Below are 19,080 nucleotides of genomic sequence, written 5' to 3'. Positions count from 1 at the left end.
TATGGCAAAAGAAAAATTACAACAAGAGCGCGTCAATACGCCAACCATTCTGCAAATGGAATCCACTGAATGTGGAGCCACCTCCTTGTCTATTATCCTGGCTTACTACGGGAAATATATTTCTGCAGAAGAGGCAAGGGTAGCCTGTAATATTTCCCGTGATGGTACCAAGGCAATCAATATTGTGAAAGCAGCCAGACATTATGGGATGGATGCTTTTGGCGCCAATGTCGACATCGATGAGTTTGAAAATGTTAAAGTCCCCTTTATTGCCTATTGGGAATTCAATCACTTTCTGGTAGTAGAAGGCTTTAATGCAAAAACAGTTTTTCTAAACGATCCGGCAACAGGTCCACGCAAAATAAGCTGGGAGGAGTTTGGTAAAAGTTATACGGGTGTAGTGCTGGAAATTACTCCGGGAGAGGGATTTGAAAAGGGAGGCACTCCAGAACGCTCGACCCTGTCTTTATTGTTTGACAGAATCGGCAATAATTACTGGCCTATGCTGTTTATCATATTAACCACTGTGGCCTTAATAATTCCCCAGATTGCCACCCCAATTTTTACAAAAGCCTTTATTGACCATCTGCTTATCGATAATCAACGCTCGTTAATTCCTGTCGTTCTACTGGGGCTGGCTTTTACCACAATTGCTGAAGTTCTGTTTAGCATACTGCAGTTCAAAGCATTAAGACGCTTGCAATTCAAACTCAATATTGTCAATTCCATCCAATTTCTTTGGCATCTTCTGCATTTACCCATTCGTTATTTTCAGCAGCGGGCATCGGGTGATATCGCAAACCGGAACTCTCTTAATGAGGAGCTGGCCTTATTGCTGTCAAAAAATTTGCCGGCACAGGTGGTAGGGATTTTTGAGATGTTAGCCTTTGGTCTGGTTATATTCTTATTAAGCTGGCAAATCGGTATCGCACTATTTCTTCTGACTTCTTTAAACCTGTTTTCAATGTTGTTGGGCAGACGTTTTTTACTCGATTATGGCCGACGTTATGCGCAAAATAAAGGAAAACTGGATGGTATAGAGGCGAATGGCTTTCAAATTATCGAAACCCTGAAAGTCGCGGCGCTGGAATCCCATTTTTTTAACCGCTGGCTTGCGCACTATACCGAATACCTGACCACCGAGCAGCGTCTGCACTGGATAGGCGCATTGCTTGGCCTTATTCCCAGCCTGCTTGGTTTCTGGGCGAATATGGTGATTATTTGCTATGGCGCTTATCTGGTGATGTCAGGTGTTATAACCATTGGCTCGGTAGTAGCGATTCAGGCGCTGCTCAGCAGTTTTCTGCAACCGCTGAATAGTTTGATAGGCTTTTACCATCAGCTCAACCAGATTAAAGGAGACATTGTCAGACTGGATGATGTCGTGAATACCCGCTCTGACGCGCATTTTGACAGCGGACAAACTCGTCAGGTAGCCCCTCCCATTCCCGAGGACAAACGAATTCTGCAGGTTACAAATCTGGGCTTCAGTTTTTCTCCGCTTGATCCCCCTGTTCTATACGACGTGTCTCTGGAGCTTAGGCAAGGAGAGCGCGTTGCGGTGGTCGGTCAAAGCGGGAGTGGTAAATCGACGCTGGCTAAATTGATTACAGGAGTGTACCAGCCTACTGAAGGCAGCATCCACCTAAACGGCTGCCCTATTGCTGAATTAAGCCGATTGTCAATCAGCAAACTGCTGGCCCAGGTTGATCAGAACATATTATTCCTCCCCGGCACTTTGCGTGACAATTTAAGTTTCTGGGATAAGTCGCTTAAAGATGAACAACTATATGAAGCATTGAAAGCGGTTGAAATGGATGAAATTATCCGAGCGCGAGGCGGGCTGGACATTCTTATCAATGAGTCGGGAAATAACTTTAGCGGCGGCCAGCGCCAGCGTCTGGAAATTGCAAGGGCCATTCTCAGACAGGCTCCCTTGTTGATTCTTGATGAAGCCACTTCGGCGATGGATACTGTTCTTGAACGACAGATTTATGACAATTTGTGGGCAATGAATACCAGTTTACTCATTATTGCTCACCGTCTGAGTGCCATTCGCGATTGCGATCGAATTTATGTGCTGGACCAGGGACAATTGACTCAAACCGGAACCCATGAGGAGTTAATCGGCCAGGCTGGCTTGTATCAGGAACTAATCAACCAGGAGATGTAATGAATCAGGACGAGGATCTGCCTCTTTCCAGTTTGCATTTACTGGAAGATATTTATAACGAAAAAGAAACTCCGTTCCATAGTGATAATACATTGGAAAGCTATTTCGGGGTTTGCTCCATGATTACCAGACATTTGGGCATGGAAATCCACAAGCCGGTTCTCCAGTCGATTGAACATCCCGATCCGGTGGATTATCTGAACTCAGTGGCAACAGCCAATAGTCTGCGCATAAGAAAAATCCGCCTAAAGCGGAACTGGTGGCACAATGATCTTGGGCCAATGGCCGTGTTTTACAAAAAGAAACTCTGCGCATTAATCCCGCAGGGAACCGGGTATCAGCTGATCGATTGCCAGACAGGAAAACAATTCAGGATAACTCCGTCTAATCAGCAGGACGTTAAGGCCGACGCCTATATATTTTATCCAACACTGCCCCAGGAAAGCGTACCGCTCAAAGATATTCTGAAGTTCACCTTCAAGGTGTTAAAGAAAGATCAGGCCAAGGTCATTATTTATCAGATTTTAATCAGCTTATCGCTTCTGGTCGTTCCCGTAATGACGGGGGTTATTTTCGATGACATTATTCCTTTCGCCAATCTTTCGCTTTTAGGGCAAGCACTTGTTTTGCTGCTTCTGACCAATGTCATCACTCAATTATTGTATCTCTTACAGGTTGAATCGATTATTCGCCTGCAGATTAAATCCAAACACCGGTTGCAAGTCGCCATTATGGACCGCCTTTTACGTTTGCCGCTTTCTTTCTTTAACCAATACACAGCGGGAGAGTTAAGCTTTAGGTCGGGAATTATTAATGAAGTCCAGGAAATTTTAAGCGCAAACATTTTGCGCAGCATGCTGGATGGTCTGATGTCCCTGGTTAATTTCTTTTTAATGTTTTATATCAACTCCATGCTGTCGCTGGCGGCAGTTTCGATTGTGCTGGTTATAACAATCAGCAGCTTAATCTTTAACCGGATTATTCTGCGCCAGGAACGAAAAGTGATTGAAGCGGAATCCACTCTGAGCGGTATTTTGCTTAGTATTATCAATGCGATTATCAAGCTTCGCATTGCGCACAAGGAGGATGCGGCTTTTGCCAGCTGGAACAAGTGTTACAGCGATAAAATGCGAGAGGAAAATAAAACCCATATATACCAGAACCGGCTTGATGTTTTTAATATTTTTCTCACCGGAATGAGTACATTTACCATCTATAGTCTGGTCATATGGCAAAATGCCGGCATCAGTTTCGGGCAGTTTATTGTATTTAACGCCGCATTCGTACAATTTTTCTCAGCCTTTGTTTCTTTAAGCAATGTAGTCAGTGAAAGTCTTGAAATTATCCCTTTGTTCAAGATGGCCAAACCTATTTTTACGACTGAAACTGAAAAGGAGGAAAACAAATCGCCAGTTGATTTGGACGGGCACATTGTTTTGAAAGATGTTGTGTTCCGTTATCCCGACCATGAGGAGCCAATATTTGTCGATTTTAATCTGGAAGTACAGCCAGGCTCTTTTACAGCGATTGTCGGCCCTTCCGGCTCAGGAAAATCGACTCTGTTTCGCTTGTTGCTTGGCCTGGAAAAAATTGAATCCGGTGAGATCAAATTCAGCGGAATCGATCTGAAAAATATACATCTGCGAAACTTACGTTCACAGATGGGTGTGGTCATGCAGGTTACCCGTCTTATTCCGGGTACTATTTTTGAAAACTTTGCCGGTAATAACGATTCGCTGACTCGTCGTGAAGCCTGGGATATTGCTCGGGCAACAGGGCTAGAAGAACTGATTCAGGATTTGCCAATGGGCATGGATACCTTAATCAATGATGGCATCCAAACCTTTTCCGGCGGCGAAGTGCAGCGTATTAACCTGGCTCGCGCTATTAGTGCCAATCCTAAAATCCTGCTTCTCGATGAGGCAACCAGCGCCCTGGATAATAAGGTCCAGAAGCAAATCAATGAAACCCTGGAAGCAATGAATCTGACCCGCATCGTCATTGCGCACCGTTTCAGCACCATCGTCAATGCCGATATCATTCACGTCATCCGAAATGGCCGCTGCATTGAATCAGGAAATTATGAGGAGCTCATGCGTCAGCAAGGCTTCTTTTATCAGATGGCAAAACATCAGCTCTAGGATTAATTGTTTCATCGGCTATCCATTGAACTTATGTGCCACAACCTGATCGGACTTATTACATAAATGGCAGGTGCAAATAATTGTCTTTGCTAGCTTCAGCGAAGCAATCCACCTCCTAACTTTGTTCAAGGCTCGATCTGGATTGCTTCACTTCGTTTCGCAAAGACGAGAGGTATATACTATTTCATTTTTTTAATACGCTGTGCTTCGATAACCAGCAATTTGAAATAATCATAAGACATATAAAAGTTGCCTTTGTCGCCGATCCTGTCACTCCATGAATTTCGTAATTTTAATAAACCACGATGACTTACTTTTTTATCATCAACAGACAGCGCATTATCATCATAACCAATGATAACCATCTCATGGCCGCCAAACTCTGGATTGTTTTTTAGATCGTCGGCAATATCCTGCGAAATAACCCAGGTATCAAATTTCTGCTTATAGGTACCGACAGCACCCATCACTCCCTTGTCGAAATCAAGTAATAAAACACCAAAGGTCACTCGGTCACCTGCGTTTAATGCCTGCTTCACCTCTGTCAGGGTACGGTTTGCATCCATATTACCTGTAAAAGCATCATATACATCGAGAACGGGAGACCAGGTTATCTTGCTGCTGTCTAATGGTTCACTTAAGGGATGGAAACTCTCAAGAGACATAGCCGTACCAATATTGGGATTGTTGGTAGGATAATCAGTTAAACCACCACAGCCATAGCGTTTTTGCTTGTCTTTATTAATAAAACCAAAACTATCTATCTGTCCTAAAAGAAAGCGTCCCCAGGTACCTTCCCAGCCGCTCGTGGCATAGCCGTTATCGGCTAAATAAGCACCTAACTCCAGCTGGCATAACTGGCTAATGTAATCCCCTTTGCCAAGGGCTGCATCAAGAGCTGCTGTCGTCGCAAAGGTTACACAACTTCCATGACTTCCCTGATTTAATACCGGCGTATTATTCATTCCGAGATCTACAGCTGATTGCGCGGTAGATGCTGTAAGAGCGAATTGCTTGCTGTGCGTTTGTAAATTTTGAACTTGCTGGCTTAAATAGTCCCGTCCCTGCTCTGATAATTCAATTTTCATCAGACTGATTTCTTGTGGCGGCGCGACATTTACACTGCGGGCATTGCTGCTGGCTGGAATTTCTTTCGTAATACTTCCTACTATTGAAACATTTTGAGCAGCTAATTGACTACTCAATAATAATGAAGCGGCAGCGACTGACGCATATTTCATATTTATTCTCCAGTGTATTCATAAAATGAACGGCGAACCGATTCTATCATGTGAATCAAATTTAATCACCATGTTCAATTTAAACATTTAAGAACGTCATCAGTTAATTCATTATCCCGGGGATTCAAACAGGAATGGATTTCCAGGAGGTAAGTTATTATCGGAATCTCTGGAAAAAACTTTAGTAGTCCGCCCTAAATTGAATCACAGTTGACGCAATATAAGGGCTTGGGGAGTAATGGAACGGCCAACCGACTTAAGGAAAGGTCTTGATGCATTTGTTTACCATTATGAATGCAGATTATTTAGGTGTTATTATTAAAAAGTCAAATTATTACTTTCATTGATTGGACTTATGAAAAGAATATTGCATTTAGCACACATATAAATGTGTCAGCTCATTCTTATTCCCATCTTATCTGACAATGGTTCAACAGATTGATATGTTTGCACTTTACTCATATGTTTTCGATACTTTGCCGTTATTGCAGCAGTAGAATCTATAATTTTTTCGCTTTGGGCTAAACGGTTGCTTAGTGCTATTCGTCTGGTATAGGTTTCGCATAAATTAGTTATGCCAAACAGCCGTCCATCAGTCAGGATTTCCTTGTAAAGGGAAAGTTTAATGGTTTTATCACCGTTCATTCTGGCGAAGAGTGCAGATGCGGCTTCAATTTTATCTTTTTTAGAGAATCTTGAAAAAATTTTGTGACGATCGGATTCTCTTAAACGCTCTTCAATATAAGTATGAATTGCTTTTAGAATTAATTCTTTTTGAAACTCTAAGACCGTTTTATTTATTATAGGCAGCAGATAATTTTCACTGTTTAATCTAAAATCCGAGATGCTCCATTTTGTTTTCTCCATCAATATAGGAATTAGCTGTTTATGTGACGATAGCTTGCAGGCCATCATGAGTGGTGTATATCCGTCACGTCTTTTTAAGTTACAATCTGCGCCCGATTGAATGAGTAGTTCTACCAGGCATTTATCGTTACTCTGAATTGCATAGTGTAAGGCCGTTGATTTATCGTTCGCCTGTATATCTATTTTGCACCATATCGCAGTAATAGCTCAGCCATTTCCTTATTTTTGGACCGACAGGCCAGCATTAATGGGGTTTCGCCTCTGTGATTTTGTAAATTGGGATCTCCGCCTGCCTGGAGAATAACCTCCAGGATCGCGATACTTTCCGCCTGTGTATATGAAGCCAGATTGTGCATCAGTGTATCTTTAAAACAATCAGATTGATTGGGTAGAAAACTGGGGTGATTCACGATTAGATCAGTTACTTTCCAGTTTGAGGTCTTTCGATAAAACAGGGGCTTTTCTTTACAAGTTTTATTTACAGCAAGCGAAGGAATGGTAAGCAGGTATTTGATTACCTCCTCGTTTGGCGAAAACAGCGCTTCTGTTAGTAAAGAATTGTTTGAGTTATTGGTTTGATTAACATCAACTTTATCAAAATCAGCTCTAGTATTAAATGAATTAAAAAAAGGGGAATTAAATACAACTTGGACTACAAAAAGAAATGGAGAAGGTCTTTTATTTTCGCCTGAATTGAAAAGAAATCAAAGCGAAAACCTATCTATAGAACAAAAAATTTGCTTGCTTTTTAAGCAAGACTGTAAACTTTATAATTCACCTAACTTTGGCATTTTTGTAGAGATACCGCCAGGAACACCAGCAGCAACAATTAATCAATATGCCAACCTAATAAAAAGCGCAGGGATAACTATTGAAGTAACTCAAGAACATAAGATAGCTACTTTAATCTATCCCGGTAAGCTTAGGGTACAAGGAGAAACAATAGACACGTTTAGTGCCAAAATAACAGCATTACTCGAGCATACCTCAAAACAGAGCAATATCGAAAATCCCCAAATTTAATTGTTAAAACTTCGGGGGAGGTCAGGATACGTGTGCAAATGGGTCATTTTCACTTATTATTATTGTAAGCAAGTTCTTCTTTAAAATTCAGATCATAGCGAGTTTCTAGGTACCCCTGCCTCGTAAAATATTCGGCTGGACAATGACTGTAATCGTAATCTGACAATTTTAAACCTAAGTGATATTTGTATCCATTGACAGAAAGTTCTCTTAAATTGTGTAGTTCTATCAATGGCTGAGTTAATGGACGCACCTGATTTTCAATACCTTCTTGTAATACTGAATTCAATTGAGACGCATATTTCTCTTCATATTGGTTATCCAATCTCCACAAACCATTACTTTCAGCATGATAAATTTCTTCAATCAAAAAAGGACTCAGATTTAAAGAGTGATTGAAATTATATTCCGAGAATAAAGTCAGGGCTTGGCCAATCAAAACAAAAATTTTAGTTATTTCATTTTCATCCACAGACGCCAGGTAAGCCAATAAATCACTATGATAATCAAACAGCTCGAAAACTTTGCTTAGACAAAAGCGATTTATTGAATAAAGGTTACCATATATGATTGCATCGCTCTTATTGATTGTTAGCGTAAATGGTTTACCTAATAATGAAATAGTTACCTCTAGGGCTGGGTTGTCGCGCTCCTTTTTGCAAATATGCACCGTCAAGTCGGCACTAATTTTCAAGCGCCTTGAGAAAGGTGGTGCAAAAAAATCAAATAACTTAAAAAACTGATTATATTTTCCAGGACACGTTGAATTATTAAGATTGATGCTTACTCTAAGTAAACCAGCTCGGATTGCTCTGTTTCTAACCAGAGCGATGTCATCAACAAGGGCTGGGCAGAAACAAATAACACTACCATCTCCGTTTGCTATGTCGCCAGTGTTCAATGCATTTTTTTCAAAAGATATTCCGCTATCATGTATAATCTGGTTACCATAAAATGACCTGTTACGAATTATACTCTGGAGATTAGACAAGGTTGTCCAGTGGTACACTACATGATTAATTATTGCTTTCTGCTCCGTAAGTCTTAGTAATACTCGTCGTAAAACTGAAGGTACATTGATTGGAAAAAGAATATGCTCTCCTCTTCTAGCTTGATTTCCAAATATACCTAAATGCTGTTTTTCTCTGAATTTACTATGTCTAAATGGACCATCTACTACACTCCGGGCAACAGAGAAGAAACTCGCTCTGGGACTTTTTAGATGGTGATTTATTCGTTCTGGAGTAAGCGGGCTATATCCGTGTTTTTGGAAAACGCCTAACCAGTCCGGCTGCTTGTTTAAATAGAAATCATTTAAAATTGTTAATTGTAAATTTTTTAAATCCATGCAAAATTCGCCATCCCTGTATTCTTTACTTGGATCTTCACAAAAATCATGATATGCCCGGACCTTGGGCAGAATACTATTCAACATATTGCTGATAGCTACTCGATCGGCCTTTTCAGAGGTGCAATCAAATATGAGCTTTTTTAAATTAGGTAATGGCGGTGGGGTAAACATACACTTATCAGCACAGCAAAATTAGCCATTATATCAAAACTGCTCAGATATTAGAGCCGACAGCGCAGTAGTTTTAATTTCAATCCACTGCACTGTGTAGAAAACATTTTTTCTAACTTAGTTAAGAGGGCCATTTTGCTGACGGGGGCAAACTTTCTCGCCGTAAAAACTATAGCCGATTAACAAATGGCAACAATTAGTTAACGTATCCATGAAATAGAATCGAATATTAACGTAGTTAACTTAACAGTGTTTAATTACTATCAGAAACAAAGTTTTTCCATTTATCCAAATTTCATTAACCCGAGTTTAATAAATCCCCGTTAATTTGACCTTTGGAAATATATAGTACTATGTACTATAATACATGGTATTATAATTTGGCATGCATTCATGAAGCACTTAAAAATAAAAAAATTTAGTAATGAAGCAAATAAAATTGGATTAAAGGATGAAGTTCTTATCAATACTTTAGATGGTTTTTTTAAGTTAAGCAGAGATGAGCAATTAAAATATTCATTAGGAGCTGGGCTCTATAAATTAAGAATTGCAACCAATGAAGGGCGAGGTAAAAGCGGAGGCTCAAGAAGTATATTAGCTTTTAAGAAGGATAATGGCATTTACTGGCTACATTTATTCTCTAAGAATGATAAAGGAAATGTGACAACTTCCGAGCTTAAAAAGTTGAAGCAATTGGCTGATATCATGCTTGGGCTTGATAATGAACAAATAAATAAGTTAATTACTTTAGGGGAACTGTTTGAGGTAAATAAAAATGTCTAATATACAAGATACAATTAATGATCTTGCACAAGGTCTTTACAAAGCTGAAATTATTGATAAAAAAACATTAAGAAATCTTACTGATCAAGATTTACCTGTTTTACATGAATTTACCGGTGAGGAAATACAACAGTTACGGAAAAAACAAAAATTAAGCCAATCTGTATTTGCTAAATATCTTAATGTTAGCCCTGCAATGATTCGTGGCTTAGAGCAAGGGAAGCGGCATGCCCATGGCGCAATACTTAAATTACTCAATATTGTAGAAAGACATGGTATTGGTGGCTTGCTTTAAGAGTTTTGACATTTCCGGCTAAGAGGATTATTAGCAAATGATAAAGCGCATCTTCGTAGTGGGTCACATGGGGGCTGGTAAGTTTATATTTACTGAAGCTTTGGCTAATAAATTAGGATGGCAACTCGTTGATGCAAATCCAAGTATTGAACGCTATATTGGACGACTTACAAAAGATATTTTGGGAGAGCAAGGGGAAGCAGCATTTAATCGGTGCCAAGCAGACATCATTTCCCATTGTACCGGAAAAGAATATGTAGTCGTTTTATTGGAGGAGTGTATTGTCTCAAGCGAGCAATGCCGAAAATTATTGTCCACAGAGTTTGTTGTTTATTTGAAAGTATCTATACCAACTCAACTTGGCCGTATGAAAAATGGCCGGACTCCATCGCTTCCAGTAGATGATATGAAAAGCTTTTTAGAAAAACAACATCACGAACGAGATGCATTTTACGAGGAAATCGCTGACTTGGTTGTTGAATCGGTTGGTTATTCTGATCAAATTTCAGAAATTAATAAAATTATTGAAGAAGATGTCAACAAAGTTATGAAAGCCATTGGAAAGTAGGGAGAAATAAAGCTCTCTTTCTATGGAATAGGGCGGAAATCTGGATTAAGTCCAATGAATCGCTCCCTTCACATAATCTGAGCAATAATAAGACAGCTGGCGGAAAGTGAATTGATTTAAAATGAACTATTACAATTTATGTCAACAGTGTTGACAGTTTTGGGTATGGTGAACGTGTTTCATAAAATTTCTTTATTCTCCAAATATTTCTGGCTGAAAAAAAATTGAAGGGTTTCTAGCGGCCTTAAATGCGCTAATTCTTCAATACTCTGCCCCAACTGCGCGTCAGTTTTTTACTGATATAAGCACCAATCTGTAAATTCAGATTCTGCTCCTAAGTACTTACGCGTGCATAACCATTAGTCGGCCAATAGTTTCTGTCATATCATAAATGTTCTATTTTAATAGGTTTCTGATTCTATGTTAATTAAATGGGTTTTCAATACATTGATAAGCTTATTTTATAAAGCTCGACATTATTAGAGATTCATATCTCAAAAAACGACCGTTTAATGAGGCATGAGCAATCAGGGGACTTAATTTTTTAACAACATAATCCAAGGCGGCTTCAGACTCAAAGTTGCTTTAATCGCCTTATAATCGGCATAACTGGGTAGCCAACCGTTTTAAATCAACCGTACTTACCAAGATATCTTGCTGTTCAGGCAAGCAGTATTTAAACATATAGGCCAAAACTCGAGTAGTCCGAATAAAACCAGTAAGCGCAGGATCTTTACTTTTAAAATAATCAAAGATAACGAATTAAGAAACCCTTAAGCTGCTTTTGTTAAAATCAATCCTTTTGAACGTTCATAGATGCTGGATTTTAGAAATGATTGTACTGTATGTTCCCTTTACACGCGAAAAGGCAGGTGATCTCGTCGCAGGTACGGATGAATGGTTAAGGAATCATCTACCCATTAGTGCAGAATCAATCGGAGTTCTTTTCTATAAGGAGCCGCTTAAACTGGCGCTTCTTTCTGAACCACTTCAGGTGTATATCTGCGCTCATGGCTATGCGAATTCCAGTCTGGAGCTGGGAAACCATAGAAATTACAACCAGGCATTGCTTATTAGTGCGGAGAAAGTTGCTCAGCGCTTTAATTATGATTTTTTACTGATTCATCATCGAATTTGTTCAATTCATGTCTATTGCTGTGGAGAAAGCAGCAAAAATTCGGTTATTGCCTCCGAGTTGAACGAGAATTTACAATTATTTGAATGCCCTATCGTTTCATATGGCGGAACACTGACTGTTCCGGATAAGGATGGAAGACAATGGAGCCTGTATGGGAATTCGAGAGTGCCTGTTTCTTTAACCGCCCGAGAACAAAAATCAAAATCCCTGGCAGCGACATCGAACTCGGATCGGCATTTGATAACCCAAAGCTCCTCTCTTTGGTGGAGAGATTCTCAGGATGCTCGGCAAATGTCTTTTTTTACGCGCCAGAAAGCAGATCGAAAACGAAAATTTGAGGATTTATATCATTCAGAGTCTCAGCTTGCCCAGCATCGCGTTGATTGATTATCGGATCAACCCATTCTGATGAAGGGAAGGATTATCCCTGCCTAGCGAAGAAACTGCTCGCGGCTGAACTTCACTCGCTCTTCTACTGGCTCTTTACAGGCAGCAGCTCTGGCCTCAATGGCCCGATAGCGTTGTAATCCGCCCTCGCGATTGGCGATTTGAATATTTAATCCGGGCCTGGCATTCAGCTCGAGCATTAACGGACCGTGATCCTTGTCGAGGACAATATCAACTCCCAGGTAACCCAAACCGGTAAGTTCATAGCAACTGGCCGCTATCTCCAGAATTTTTTGCCAGTAAGGCACTTCAATACCGACAATCGGCATCATGGTATCGGGGTGAAAATCGATAGCATCATTATGAAAAACTCCTCCCAGAGTTTTTCCAGTACCGAGATTGATCCCAGCACCTATTGCCCCCTGATGCAGATTGGCCTTTCCACCCGATTGACGCGTTGGCAAACGTACCATAGCCATTGCAGGATATCCCAATAGCGTAATAATCCGGATATCGGGAATCCCCTCATAACTGACTTCTTTAAAGATGGGATCAACCACTACGCGATGCTCAACAATGGCGTAATCCGCGTGCCCTCCCAGGCTATAAGCTCCGGAAAGCAGGCAGGACAAATGGTAATCCATTTCCTGATTAGTCAATAACTTGCCATTAATCTGACGATAGCGTCCAAAAACGCGATCAGTGATCACAAGAATGCCATCGCCGCCGGCGCCATGAGCCGGTTTAATTACAAAGTCTTTATAGGGTTCGAGAATGGAATCCAGCTGCCTTATCTGATGTTCTGTTTCTATAATTTCATAAAGCTGCGGCACTGCAATTCCTGCGGCTACCGCGAGGCGCTTGGTTTTTAGTTTGTCATCAACCAAAGGATAGCGTTTTCTTTCATTGTATTTGAGAACAAAATCGCTGTTTCGTTGATTAATACTTAAAACATGTCCCTGTTTGAGCCGCCGGTAAATACCAAACATTAATGTTCCCCAGCCAAAGCCTTGAAGCGAAACAACTCAAACAGCCGGTAACCACGATATTGACCAAAAAGTAAAATCAGAGCCAGCAGCACCAGCAATAGTTCTGGAAAAGCAAATACTAGATACTGGAGTGGAGGATAATTCATAGCGCCGAAAGCAATTACTGCCGCCACAAGACTGCCAACACCGGCTCTTATTGCTTCGGAGGCGCCGCGCTCATCCCAGGTGATACACATCCGCTCAATAGTCATTGTAAGAATAACCATTGGGAATAAGGCAACCGACAAGCCCGATTCCAGACCAAGATTCTGGCTCATGACGCTGACAAAGATCATCAGGAGAATCACTACTGTCAGAATCGCCGCGAGACGCGGCACCAATAACAGTTTGAGTTGATCAAGATAAAAGCGAGCCAGCAACCCAAAGGACACGATGAATACGAAGAGTACAATCCCCCATATGACATGAGTTTCACGAAATGCCAGAGCAATCAGGACAGGCATGAAGGTACCGAAAGTTTTCAAACCTATAAAATTGCGCAGAAGTAAAATAATGAAAGCACCAATCGGTACAGTGAGCAAAATTTTATAAGTCTCCTGGACATTAACCGGAAGTTGCAGCAGGGAAAAGCGCAGCAATTGCGAGTCGGTTTGTAAACCGCGGGTTTTAGCAATCGATAAGGCATTAATAGGCGTCGGCGACACGGTCAGATTAAAACTGGCTTTTTTGCCTCCGTTGACCTCAAACAGAGGTTCTGATCCATACTGCCAGACCAGAAAAGTCTTCGGCAAACCTGTACCGCCAGTGCGGGGGTTAATGTAAAACCATTCCTTGTCGTTGTATACGGCCATGAACAATTTAAACTCGGCATGGCTTTGCTGATTGAGATAAATCCCTTTAACCGGCATTGCATATATCTTTGCCTGATTGAGGATTAAAATAGCCGCTTTGATCACATTCTCTTCGTTAAACTCAGGGCCCACCAATAATTTTGCATTTCCATCTTTTTTATTCAGTTCTTTTATTGTTTCCTGAGCGAAGGTCTGGATATCGGCAGATGTTGGGCGCACAATATTCGAAATCGTATCAACAGCAGATTTTTGATTTTCATCCAGCGCCTGCGCTTTGACCATTGGCGGCTTGGGCAAAACAGATTCATTGTTATCCGTCTCACGAAAGATGGCACGATAATACAAGGACTGCGCACCATGCCCTCGGCGAAGCGACCAGACGGTCTGACGGTTATAGCCCTTCAAATTGGTCGTTACCCCATAGTTATGAGAAACGAAGTACTCATCCAGAATGGCATAATAAGGCGGTAGATAGGGAATTATGAAGCTGGCTTTTACTGGTGCGTTTTTGTCGGCGGTGAAACGTAAATTTGACTCGACCATCCAGCTATTGACCGTTTCGGTGTCCGTCAGCGGAACATCCAGAATAAAATGCCGGTACAGAAAAAGACCCGTACCCAATAAAAACAAACAGAGAATTAAACCATAAACATGACGTTGATTAGACTTCATTCTTGTCCTACTTACCCATTTTTATTCTAAATGCTGAGGAAGGGTCTACCAGACCTGAAAACGCATTGATGGCATCTCTGCCTAGTAGAAGCGGATAAATAAATCGTTTGCGATTAGTCAGATTGACCGGGATCTGCTGCTCAACATTTCCCATCCGAATACGCATTAAGACCACCGGCCTCCTGATAGGCTCGAGTTTGCCTGCAAGATGCTCGCCGGCTCTGACCTTGATTCTAACTTTGCCCAGGTATTCGGCGATAAAATCAACATTGCCCTGCTTACTGGGTACAGTGAATTGCAGATATTGCTTACCATCCTTGATGATCGGCTGAATATTAATGGCGCTTAGAGAGGCTGATTTTGCTCCCGTATCCAGCTTGGCGGAAACCGTCAGATTTTTATCAACCAGCAGCGCTTTTTCAACATAGCCATACACGATTTTTTTTTCAGCTGCCATGAGGGAACCCGACATTAAGGTAAACATCAAAACACTCAAAAACCACGATCTCATTAATTTCCTTGCTGTGAATAAGGGGCCTGCCATTTGATCAGGAACAAGCCATTAAAGCCTGCTTAAATAGTAGCATCTTTGACTCGGCTCGCCCAGCCTTTAATAAAAAAACCGGGCCGTTCGCTTTTGGAAAAGAATTAGCCAATATTAACCAGATGAAAGGATACCAGTCCACCAACCAGCGCGGTAATCAGATAGAATACCAGCGTTTTCAGACGCTGACGGCCACGAAGTAAAATGCATAAGGCAGTAAGCACAATCACTGCCGGATAAGTTAACTGAAGAATCGGGGAAAGAAAAGCGGCGATCCCCTTAAAATCCAGTAGTGAAATGGCAAATGCCGTTAAGCTGGTCAAACATAGAAAAAACGGAAATTTATCCTCTTGCTTAAACAGTGAGCAAAGGTAGCGCGCAAACAAATTGTTCAGAGCCACTGCAGTAGTCAGGCATGAAAAAAACATGGTTATCGCCATAAATAAAGTGGCTTTATCACCCATCGCATAGGACGCTATTGCCGGCAACATCAGCTCCGGGGAAACATCGCCTATCAGACTGGAGTAATGAGCACCCAAATAGACCAACCCTAAATAAATGATTGCCAGAAGGCCGGCCCCAATGATACTGGGTTTAATGGCGAAGCCGATGATTTCTCTGGATGAGGCATTAGGAAATTGCTGTTGAATCTGCTGAAAAATTAAAGCAGAAAAGAAGAAAGAAGCGAACAAATCCATCGTCTGATAGCCGGTTACAAAACCGTTATTAAAAGCAGCAAGCGCAGCCGTATTACCTCCCGCCTGAGGAGATTTCCACATTGCCACACCAATCAGAACCACAAGCGTCAATAATAAAAGCGGACTCATCCATTTGCCAAGCAGTTTGACCATAATGCGATCATTTAAACAGAAAAAGAAAGTTATCAGGCAAAATACCAGACTAAAGGGCATCAGAGAGATTTTGGGGAACAGGTAATTAACACTGCCATAAGCCACTGTAATGCAGCGTGGAACTACACCAAAAGATCCTAATAAAGCCAGCATAATTAAAGGGAGCAATATGCCTGCTGTCTTCCCAGCCTCAGAGAAAAACCGCTGATAACTGCCCTGATAAAGCTTAATCACAAACAAGCCCATCAGCGGCAAAAAAATGCCGGTCAGCAAAAGACCGGCAAATCCCATTAACCAGTTACTTTCGCCTGCATATCCGATTTGCAGGGGGAAAACCAGATTTCCTGAGCCAAAAAACATTACAAAGATGGCAAATCCGTAGATAAAAATTGATTTGTAATTCTGCATTGAGTTCTCCTTCATGCGGTTCGAGCGAGATAAGTTCAGCTGTTGTTATCCGTTAACAGGCCACAGAGGCCACATGGGGAACTCGAAAGTCGAATTGTGAAAACAGAACATCAGAACTTGTCATCAGGAAAGAGAACTTCTTGTCAAAATACCGTTTTATCATACAAAAGCCAGAAAAAATGTTTAATAATGTTACAGACTTTCTCCTTTATACACAGTTTTGCAAGTTTTGGCAAGCATTATCCACTTGCGGCTGTCTTCAGAGGCTGATTCCTGACTATGAAATATATCCGCAAGAATTCAGGGATCTTACTGAATATGCGCAGGCTACACCCGACTTTGTCATTTTCGCAAAGGTGCAAACCCATTTCAAACATGACACTGTTCCAAACCATCAATAGATTTCCGCCTTCGCGGAAATGACAATATGGGCGGTAGCGTGTAGGTTGTGCCCTTGGCACAACCTTGAGTTTCGGAGTGGTTCAACCCCTTTGCGTGGGCCAAGGGTCGAACCTGCAATGATTACTTAACTGGATGGCAGTGGCCCCTACGCCCTGCGGGCTTAAGCAAACAGCCCTAAAAGCTGTCGGATCACCTGATTAAGAAAGAGAATATAGGCGGTAAACCCCAGATAGGCGAGCAAGATAAGCAATCCGTCTTTTTCTATCAAACCCAGGCCAAAACAAATGATCAGGGCCGCGAAAACAAAATTGCTAAGAGGAATCGGCAGCAGTAATAATAAACTTAGAAGAAGAAGGCAAAGTCCGTGGATGTGCTCTGCAATGCCTGAGAAGCAAAATAACAAACGCGGTTTTAGCAGCCGTTCGATATATAATAAATAAGGCCTTGTCCTGGTAAGCACCTTTTCCAGGGTATCAATATCAACAGTCTGGCGAGCCAGTCGCGCAGGCAACCATAAGCTTTTTCTGCCAATAATTAAATGCAGAGCGATAAAGACAATTGGCAAACCAAACACAAAAGAAAAGCCTGGAATAATTGAGATAGGCAGGCCACTGGGCAAAGCAAACAGAATAGTGATTAAGCCAAATGCGCGTTCTCCCATTGACTGAATCAAGTCTCCATAGCTAATCGACTTCTCTTTTTTATGAGCTGAAACAATTTTTCTCAATAATTGAGAAACCGATTCTTTTTTTCTGGCTTTTTTAATTGCCGGTTTTTTCTGTCCCTTTACCAAGCCTGACTCCATTAAGCGCACTGTGCCTGTAACTGTAACTAAAATAGATCACCAGTCCAATAGCCATCCAGATTACAAAACGCAGTAATGACAGGGTGGGAAGATTAATTATTAAATATAAACAGGATATCACCCCTAAAATGGGAACGACTGGCATAAAGGGCGTTCTGAATGGTCTTGGCAAATCCGGATGAGTATAGCGCATCACAATGACCCCGATACAAACAGTAATGAATGCAAACAAGGTTCCAATATTCACCAGTTCCGCCAGCTCATTAATTGGCAGAAGAGCGGCAATGAGCGACATTAAAACACCGCAGATAATAATGATCCTAAGCGGGGCTTTGGTTTTTGGCGAAGTTTTGGCAAAAAATCGTGGTAATAAACCATCTCTGGACATCGCCAGAATAATTCTTGTTAAACCATAGAATAGAACCAGCATTACAGTGGTTAGCCCGGCAACAGCACCTATACCGATAAATCCGGCAGCGGCCCGATAGCCAAGCAGCAGCATCGCATGCGTTACGGGGGAAGAAACATTCAGGTCAGGATAGGGAACAATACCCGTCAGCAGCCCTGAAACAATAATGTAAAATAAGGTACAAAGTATTAATGAACCGAGAATACCAACCGGCAGATCGCGTTGAGGATTCATTGCTTCCTCAGCCGCGGTAGAAACCGCGTCAAATCCGATGTAGGCGAAAAATATCAGAGCGCCGCCCTGAACCACTCCTTCCCAGCCGAAAGGTAGAAAAGGAGTCCAGTTGGCAGGATTGACATTGGAACTGGCGATAATGATAAAGAGACAAAGAACGATCAATTTCACAAAAACCATCAGATTATTGACCCGGGTGCTGGATTTGATTCCTATACTCAGCAGCAGCATTAAAAATAAAATAATCGACATGGACAGAACGTTAAATACACCGCCACTCTGCGGAGCATGCAGCAGATCCGCAGGAACCATAATGTGCATCGCCTTCAGCAAATCATTAAAATATCCGCTCCAGCCCACGGAAACAGCAGGAACAGAAATCGCATACTCCAGAATGAGATCCCAGCCGACAATCCAGGCCATTAATTCACCAAAGCCGGTATAGGCATAACCATAAGCACTGCCGCAGCCTCCGACTGCCGCCGCCAGCTCTGCATAGGAATACGCTGAAAAAGCACAGGCCAACCCGGCAAGAATATAAGAGAAAACGATACCCGGTCCCGCGTGCGTTGCGGCAACAATACCAGTCAGAACAAAAATTCCGGCGCCAATAATCGCGCCCACACCGAGAAACACTAAATCCAGTGCTGACAGGCATCTGGCCAGACGAGAGGATTCATCTTCCAATTCGGAATTAACCGCTTTTTTACGAAACAAGTCCATGTTAGTATGCTCTTAATAAATAACAATTTTACTAATGGTGATTAAGCTAAG

Annotated in this window: 17 protein-coding genes and 1 pseudogene; 7 read left to right on the top strand and 11 right to left on the bottom strand. The window is 41.7% G+C overall.

The window, feature by feature from the left end:
- The first annotated feature begins 1 nt into the window (after window position 1).
- Both B1207_RS04860 and B1207_RS04855 read left to right on the top strand, forming a co-directional pair.
- Complete coding sequence (locus B1207_RS04860; RefSeq protein WP_112218863.1) at window positions 2–2,173, top strand: cysteine peptidase family C39 domain-containing protein; 2,172 nt, start codon at window positions 2–4, stop codon at window positions 2,171–2,173.
- On the top strand, window positions 2,173–4,314 hold the full coding sequence (locus B1207_RS04855; RefSeq protein ID WP_112218862.1) for an ATP-binding cassette domain-containing protein: 2,142 nt from the start codon (window positions 2,173–2,175) through the stop codon (window positions 4,312–4,314). The genes B1207_RS04860 and B1207_RS04855 overlap by 1 nt, the downstream gene beginning before the upstream one ends.
- A gap of 182 nt (window positions 4,315–4,496) precedes the next feature.
- Here the strand turns inward: B1207_RS04855 and B1207_RS04850 are convergent, their stop codons facing one another.
- The 4 genes and pseudogenes from B1207_RS04850 to B1207_RS04840 all read right to left on the bottom strand — a co-directional run bounded on the left by B1207_RS04850 (window position 4,497) and on the right by B1207_RS04840 (window position 6,835).
- Window positions 4,497–5,558 (bottom strand): C1 family peptidase, encoded by a 1,062-nt coding sequence (locus B1207_RS04850; RefSeq protein ID WP_112218861.1) that lies wholly within the window; start codon window positions 5,556–5,558, stop codon window positions 4,497–4,499.
- A 393-nt stretch (window positions 5,559–5,951) separates the two neighbouring features.
- Window positions 5,952–6,425: a hypothetical protein gene (locus B1207_RS04845; RefSeq protein WP_253255784.1), complete on the bottom strand. Its 474-nt coding sequence runs from the start codon at window positions 6,423–6,425 to the stop codon at window positions 5,952–5,954.
- Between the two features lie 27 nt (window positions 6,426–6,452).
- Window positions 6,453–6,602 (bottom strand): annotated as a pseudogene (locus tag B1207_RS16195) (ankyrin repeat domain-containing protein); the annotation flags it as partial.
- A gap of 2 nt (window positions 6,603–6,604) precedes the next feature.
- A complete protein-coding gene (locus B1207_RS04840; protein ID WP_112218859.1) occupies window positions 6,605–6,835 on the bottom strand; it encodes an ankyrin repeat domain-containing protein in 231 nt (76 codons plus the stop codon).
- A 283-nt stretch (window positions 6,836–7,118) separates the two neighbouring features.
- Here B1207_RS04840 and B1207_RS04835 point away from each other — a divergent pair, with 283 nt between their 5' ends.
- Complete coding sequence (locus B1207_RS04835; protein WP_112218858.1) at window positions 7,119–7,448, top strand: hypothetical protein; 330 nt, start codon at window positions 7,119–7,121, stop codon at window positions 7,446–7,448.
- Between the two features lie 49 nt (window positions 7,449–7,497).
- Here the strand turns inward: B1207_RS04835 and B1207_RS04830 are convergent, their stop codons facing one another.
- Entirely contained in the window at window positions 7,498–8,970 is a 1,473-nt protein-coding gene (locus B1207_RS04830; protein WP_112218857.1) for a hypothetical protein, read from the bottom strand.
- A 393-nt stretch (window positions 8,971–9,363) separates the two neighbouring features.
- Here B1207_RS04830 and B1207_RS04825 point away from each other — a divergent pair, with 393 nt between their 5' ends.
- The 4 genes from B1207_RS04825 (at window position 9,364) to B1207_RS04810 (ending at window position 12,141) form a co-directional block, all read left to right on the top strand.
- Window positions 9,364–9,753: a type II toxin-antitoxin system RelE/ParE family toxin gene (locus tag B1207_RS04825; protein ID WP_112218856.1), complete on the top strand. Its 390-nt coding sequence runs from the start codon at window positions 9,364–9,366 to the stop codon at window positions 9,751–9,753.
- Window positions 9,746–10,048 carry a helix-turn-helix domain-containing protein gene (locus B1207_RS04820; protein ID WP_045105560.1) on the top strand — a complete coding sequence of 101 codons (303 nt, stop codon included), beginning with the start codon at window positions 9,746–9,748 and terminating at the stop codon, window positions 10,046–10,048. The genes B1207_RS04825 and B1207_RS04820 overlap by 8 nt, the downstream gene beginning before the upstream one ends.
- Before the next feature lie 37 nt (window positions 10,049–10,085).
- Entirely contained in the window at window positions 10,086–10,616 is a 531-nt protein-coding gene (locus B1207_RS04815; RefSeq protein WP_112218855.1) for a shikimate kinase, read from the top strand.
- 832 nt (window positions 10,617–11,448) lie between these two features.
- Window positions 11,449–12,141, top strand: a complete 693-nt coding sequence (locus tag B1207_RS04810) for a hypothetical protein (RefSeq protein ID WP_112218854.1) — start codon at window positions 11,449–11,451, stop codon at window positions 12,139–12,141.
- A gap of 44 nt (window positions 12,142–12,185) precedes the next feature.
- Here B1207_RS04810 and B1207_RS04805 read toward each other — a convergent pair whose 3' ends face one another.
- From B1207_RS04805 to B1207_RS04775, 6 genes are all read right to left on the bottom strand, one after another.
- Entirely contained in the window at window positions 12,186–13,130 is a 945-nt protein-coding gene (locus tag B1207_RS04805) for an alpha-L-glutamate ligase-like protein (RefSeq protein WP_112218853.1), read from the bottom strand.
- The gene (locus B1207_RS04800) at window positions 13,130–14,653 is read right to left on the bottom strand and encodes an inactive transglutaminase family protein (RefSeq protein ID WP_112218852.1); all 1,524 of its coding nucleotides are present in this window, start codon (window positions 14,651–14,653) and stop codon (window positions 13,130–13,132) included. Before B1207_RS04800 ends, B1207_RS04805 begins: the two co-directional genes overlap by 1 nt.
- 7 nt (window positions 14,654–14,660) lie before the next feature.
- Window positions 14,661–15,164: an ATP-dependent zinc protease family protein gene (locus B1207_RS04795; RefSeq protein ID WP_112218851.1), complete on the bottom strand. Its 504-nt coding sequence runs from the start codon at window positions 15,162–15,164 to the stop codon at window positions 14,661–14,663.
- 137 nt (window positions 15,165–15,301) lie between these two features.
- On the bottom strand, window positions 15,302–16,456 hold the full coding sequence (locus B1207_RS04790) for a branched-chain amino acid transport system II carrier protein (protein ID WP_165483090.1): 1,155 nt from the start codon (window positions 16,454–16,456) through the stop codon (window positions 15,302–15,304).
- Window positions 16,457–17,018: 562 nt separating this feature from the next.
- Complete coding sequence (locus B1207_RS04780) at window positions 17,019–17,651, bottom strand: exopolysaccharide biosynthesis protein (protein WP_253255783.1); 633 nt, start codon at window positions 17,649–17,651, stop codon at window positions 17,019–17,021.
- Window positions 17,620–19,029, bottom strand: a complete 1,410-nt coding sequence (locus B1207_RS04775) for an amino acid permease (RefSeq protein ID WP_112218847.1) — start codon at window positions 19,027–19,029, stop codon at window positions 17,620–17,622. Before B1207_RS04775 ends, B1207_RS04780 begins: the two co-directional genes overlap by 32 nt.
- Window positions 19,030–19,080 lie beyond the last annotated feature (51 nt).

This window comes from Legionella quinlivanii (genome assembly GCF_003265995.1).
In the GTDB taxonomy this organism is placed as follows: domain Bacteria; phylum Pseudomonadota; class Gammaproteobacteria; order Legionellales; family Legionellaceae; genus Legionella_C; species Legionella_C quinlivanii_A.
The sequence above is the reverse complement of the archived record's forward strand: the minus strand, read 5'-3'. Positions and strand labels throughout refer to the sequence as shown.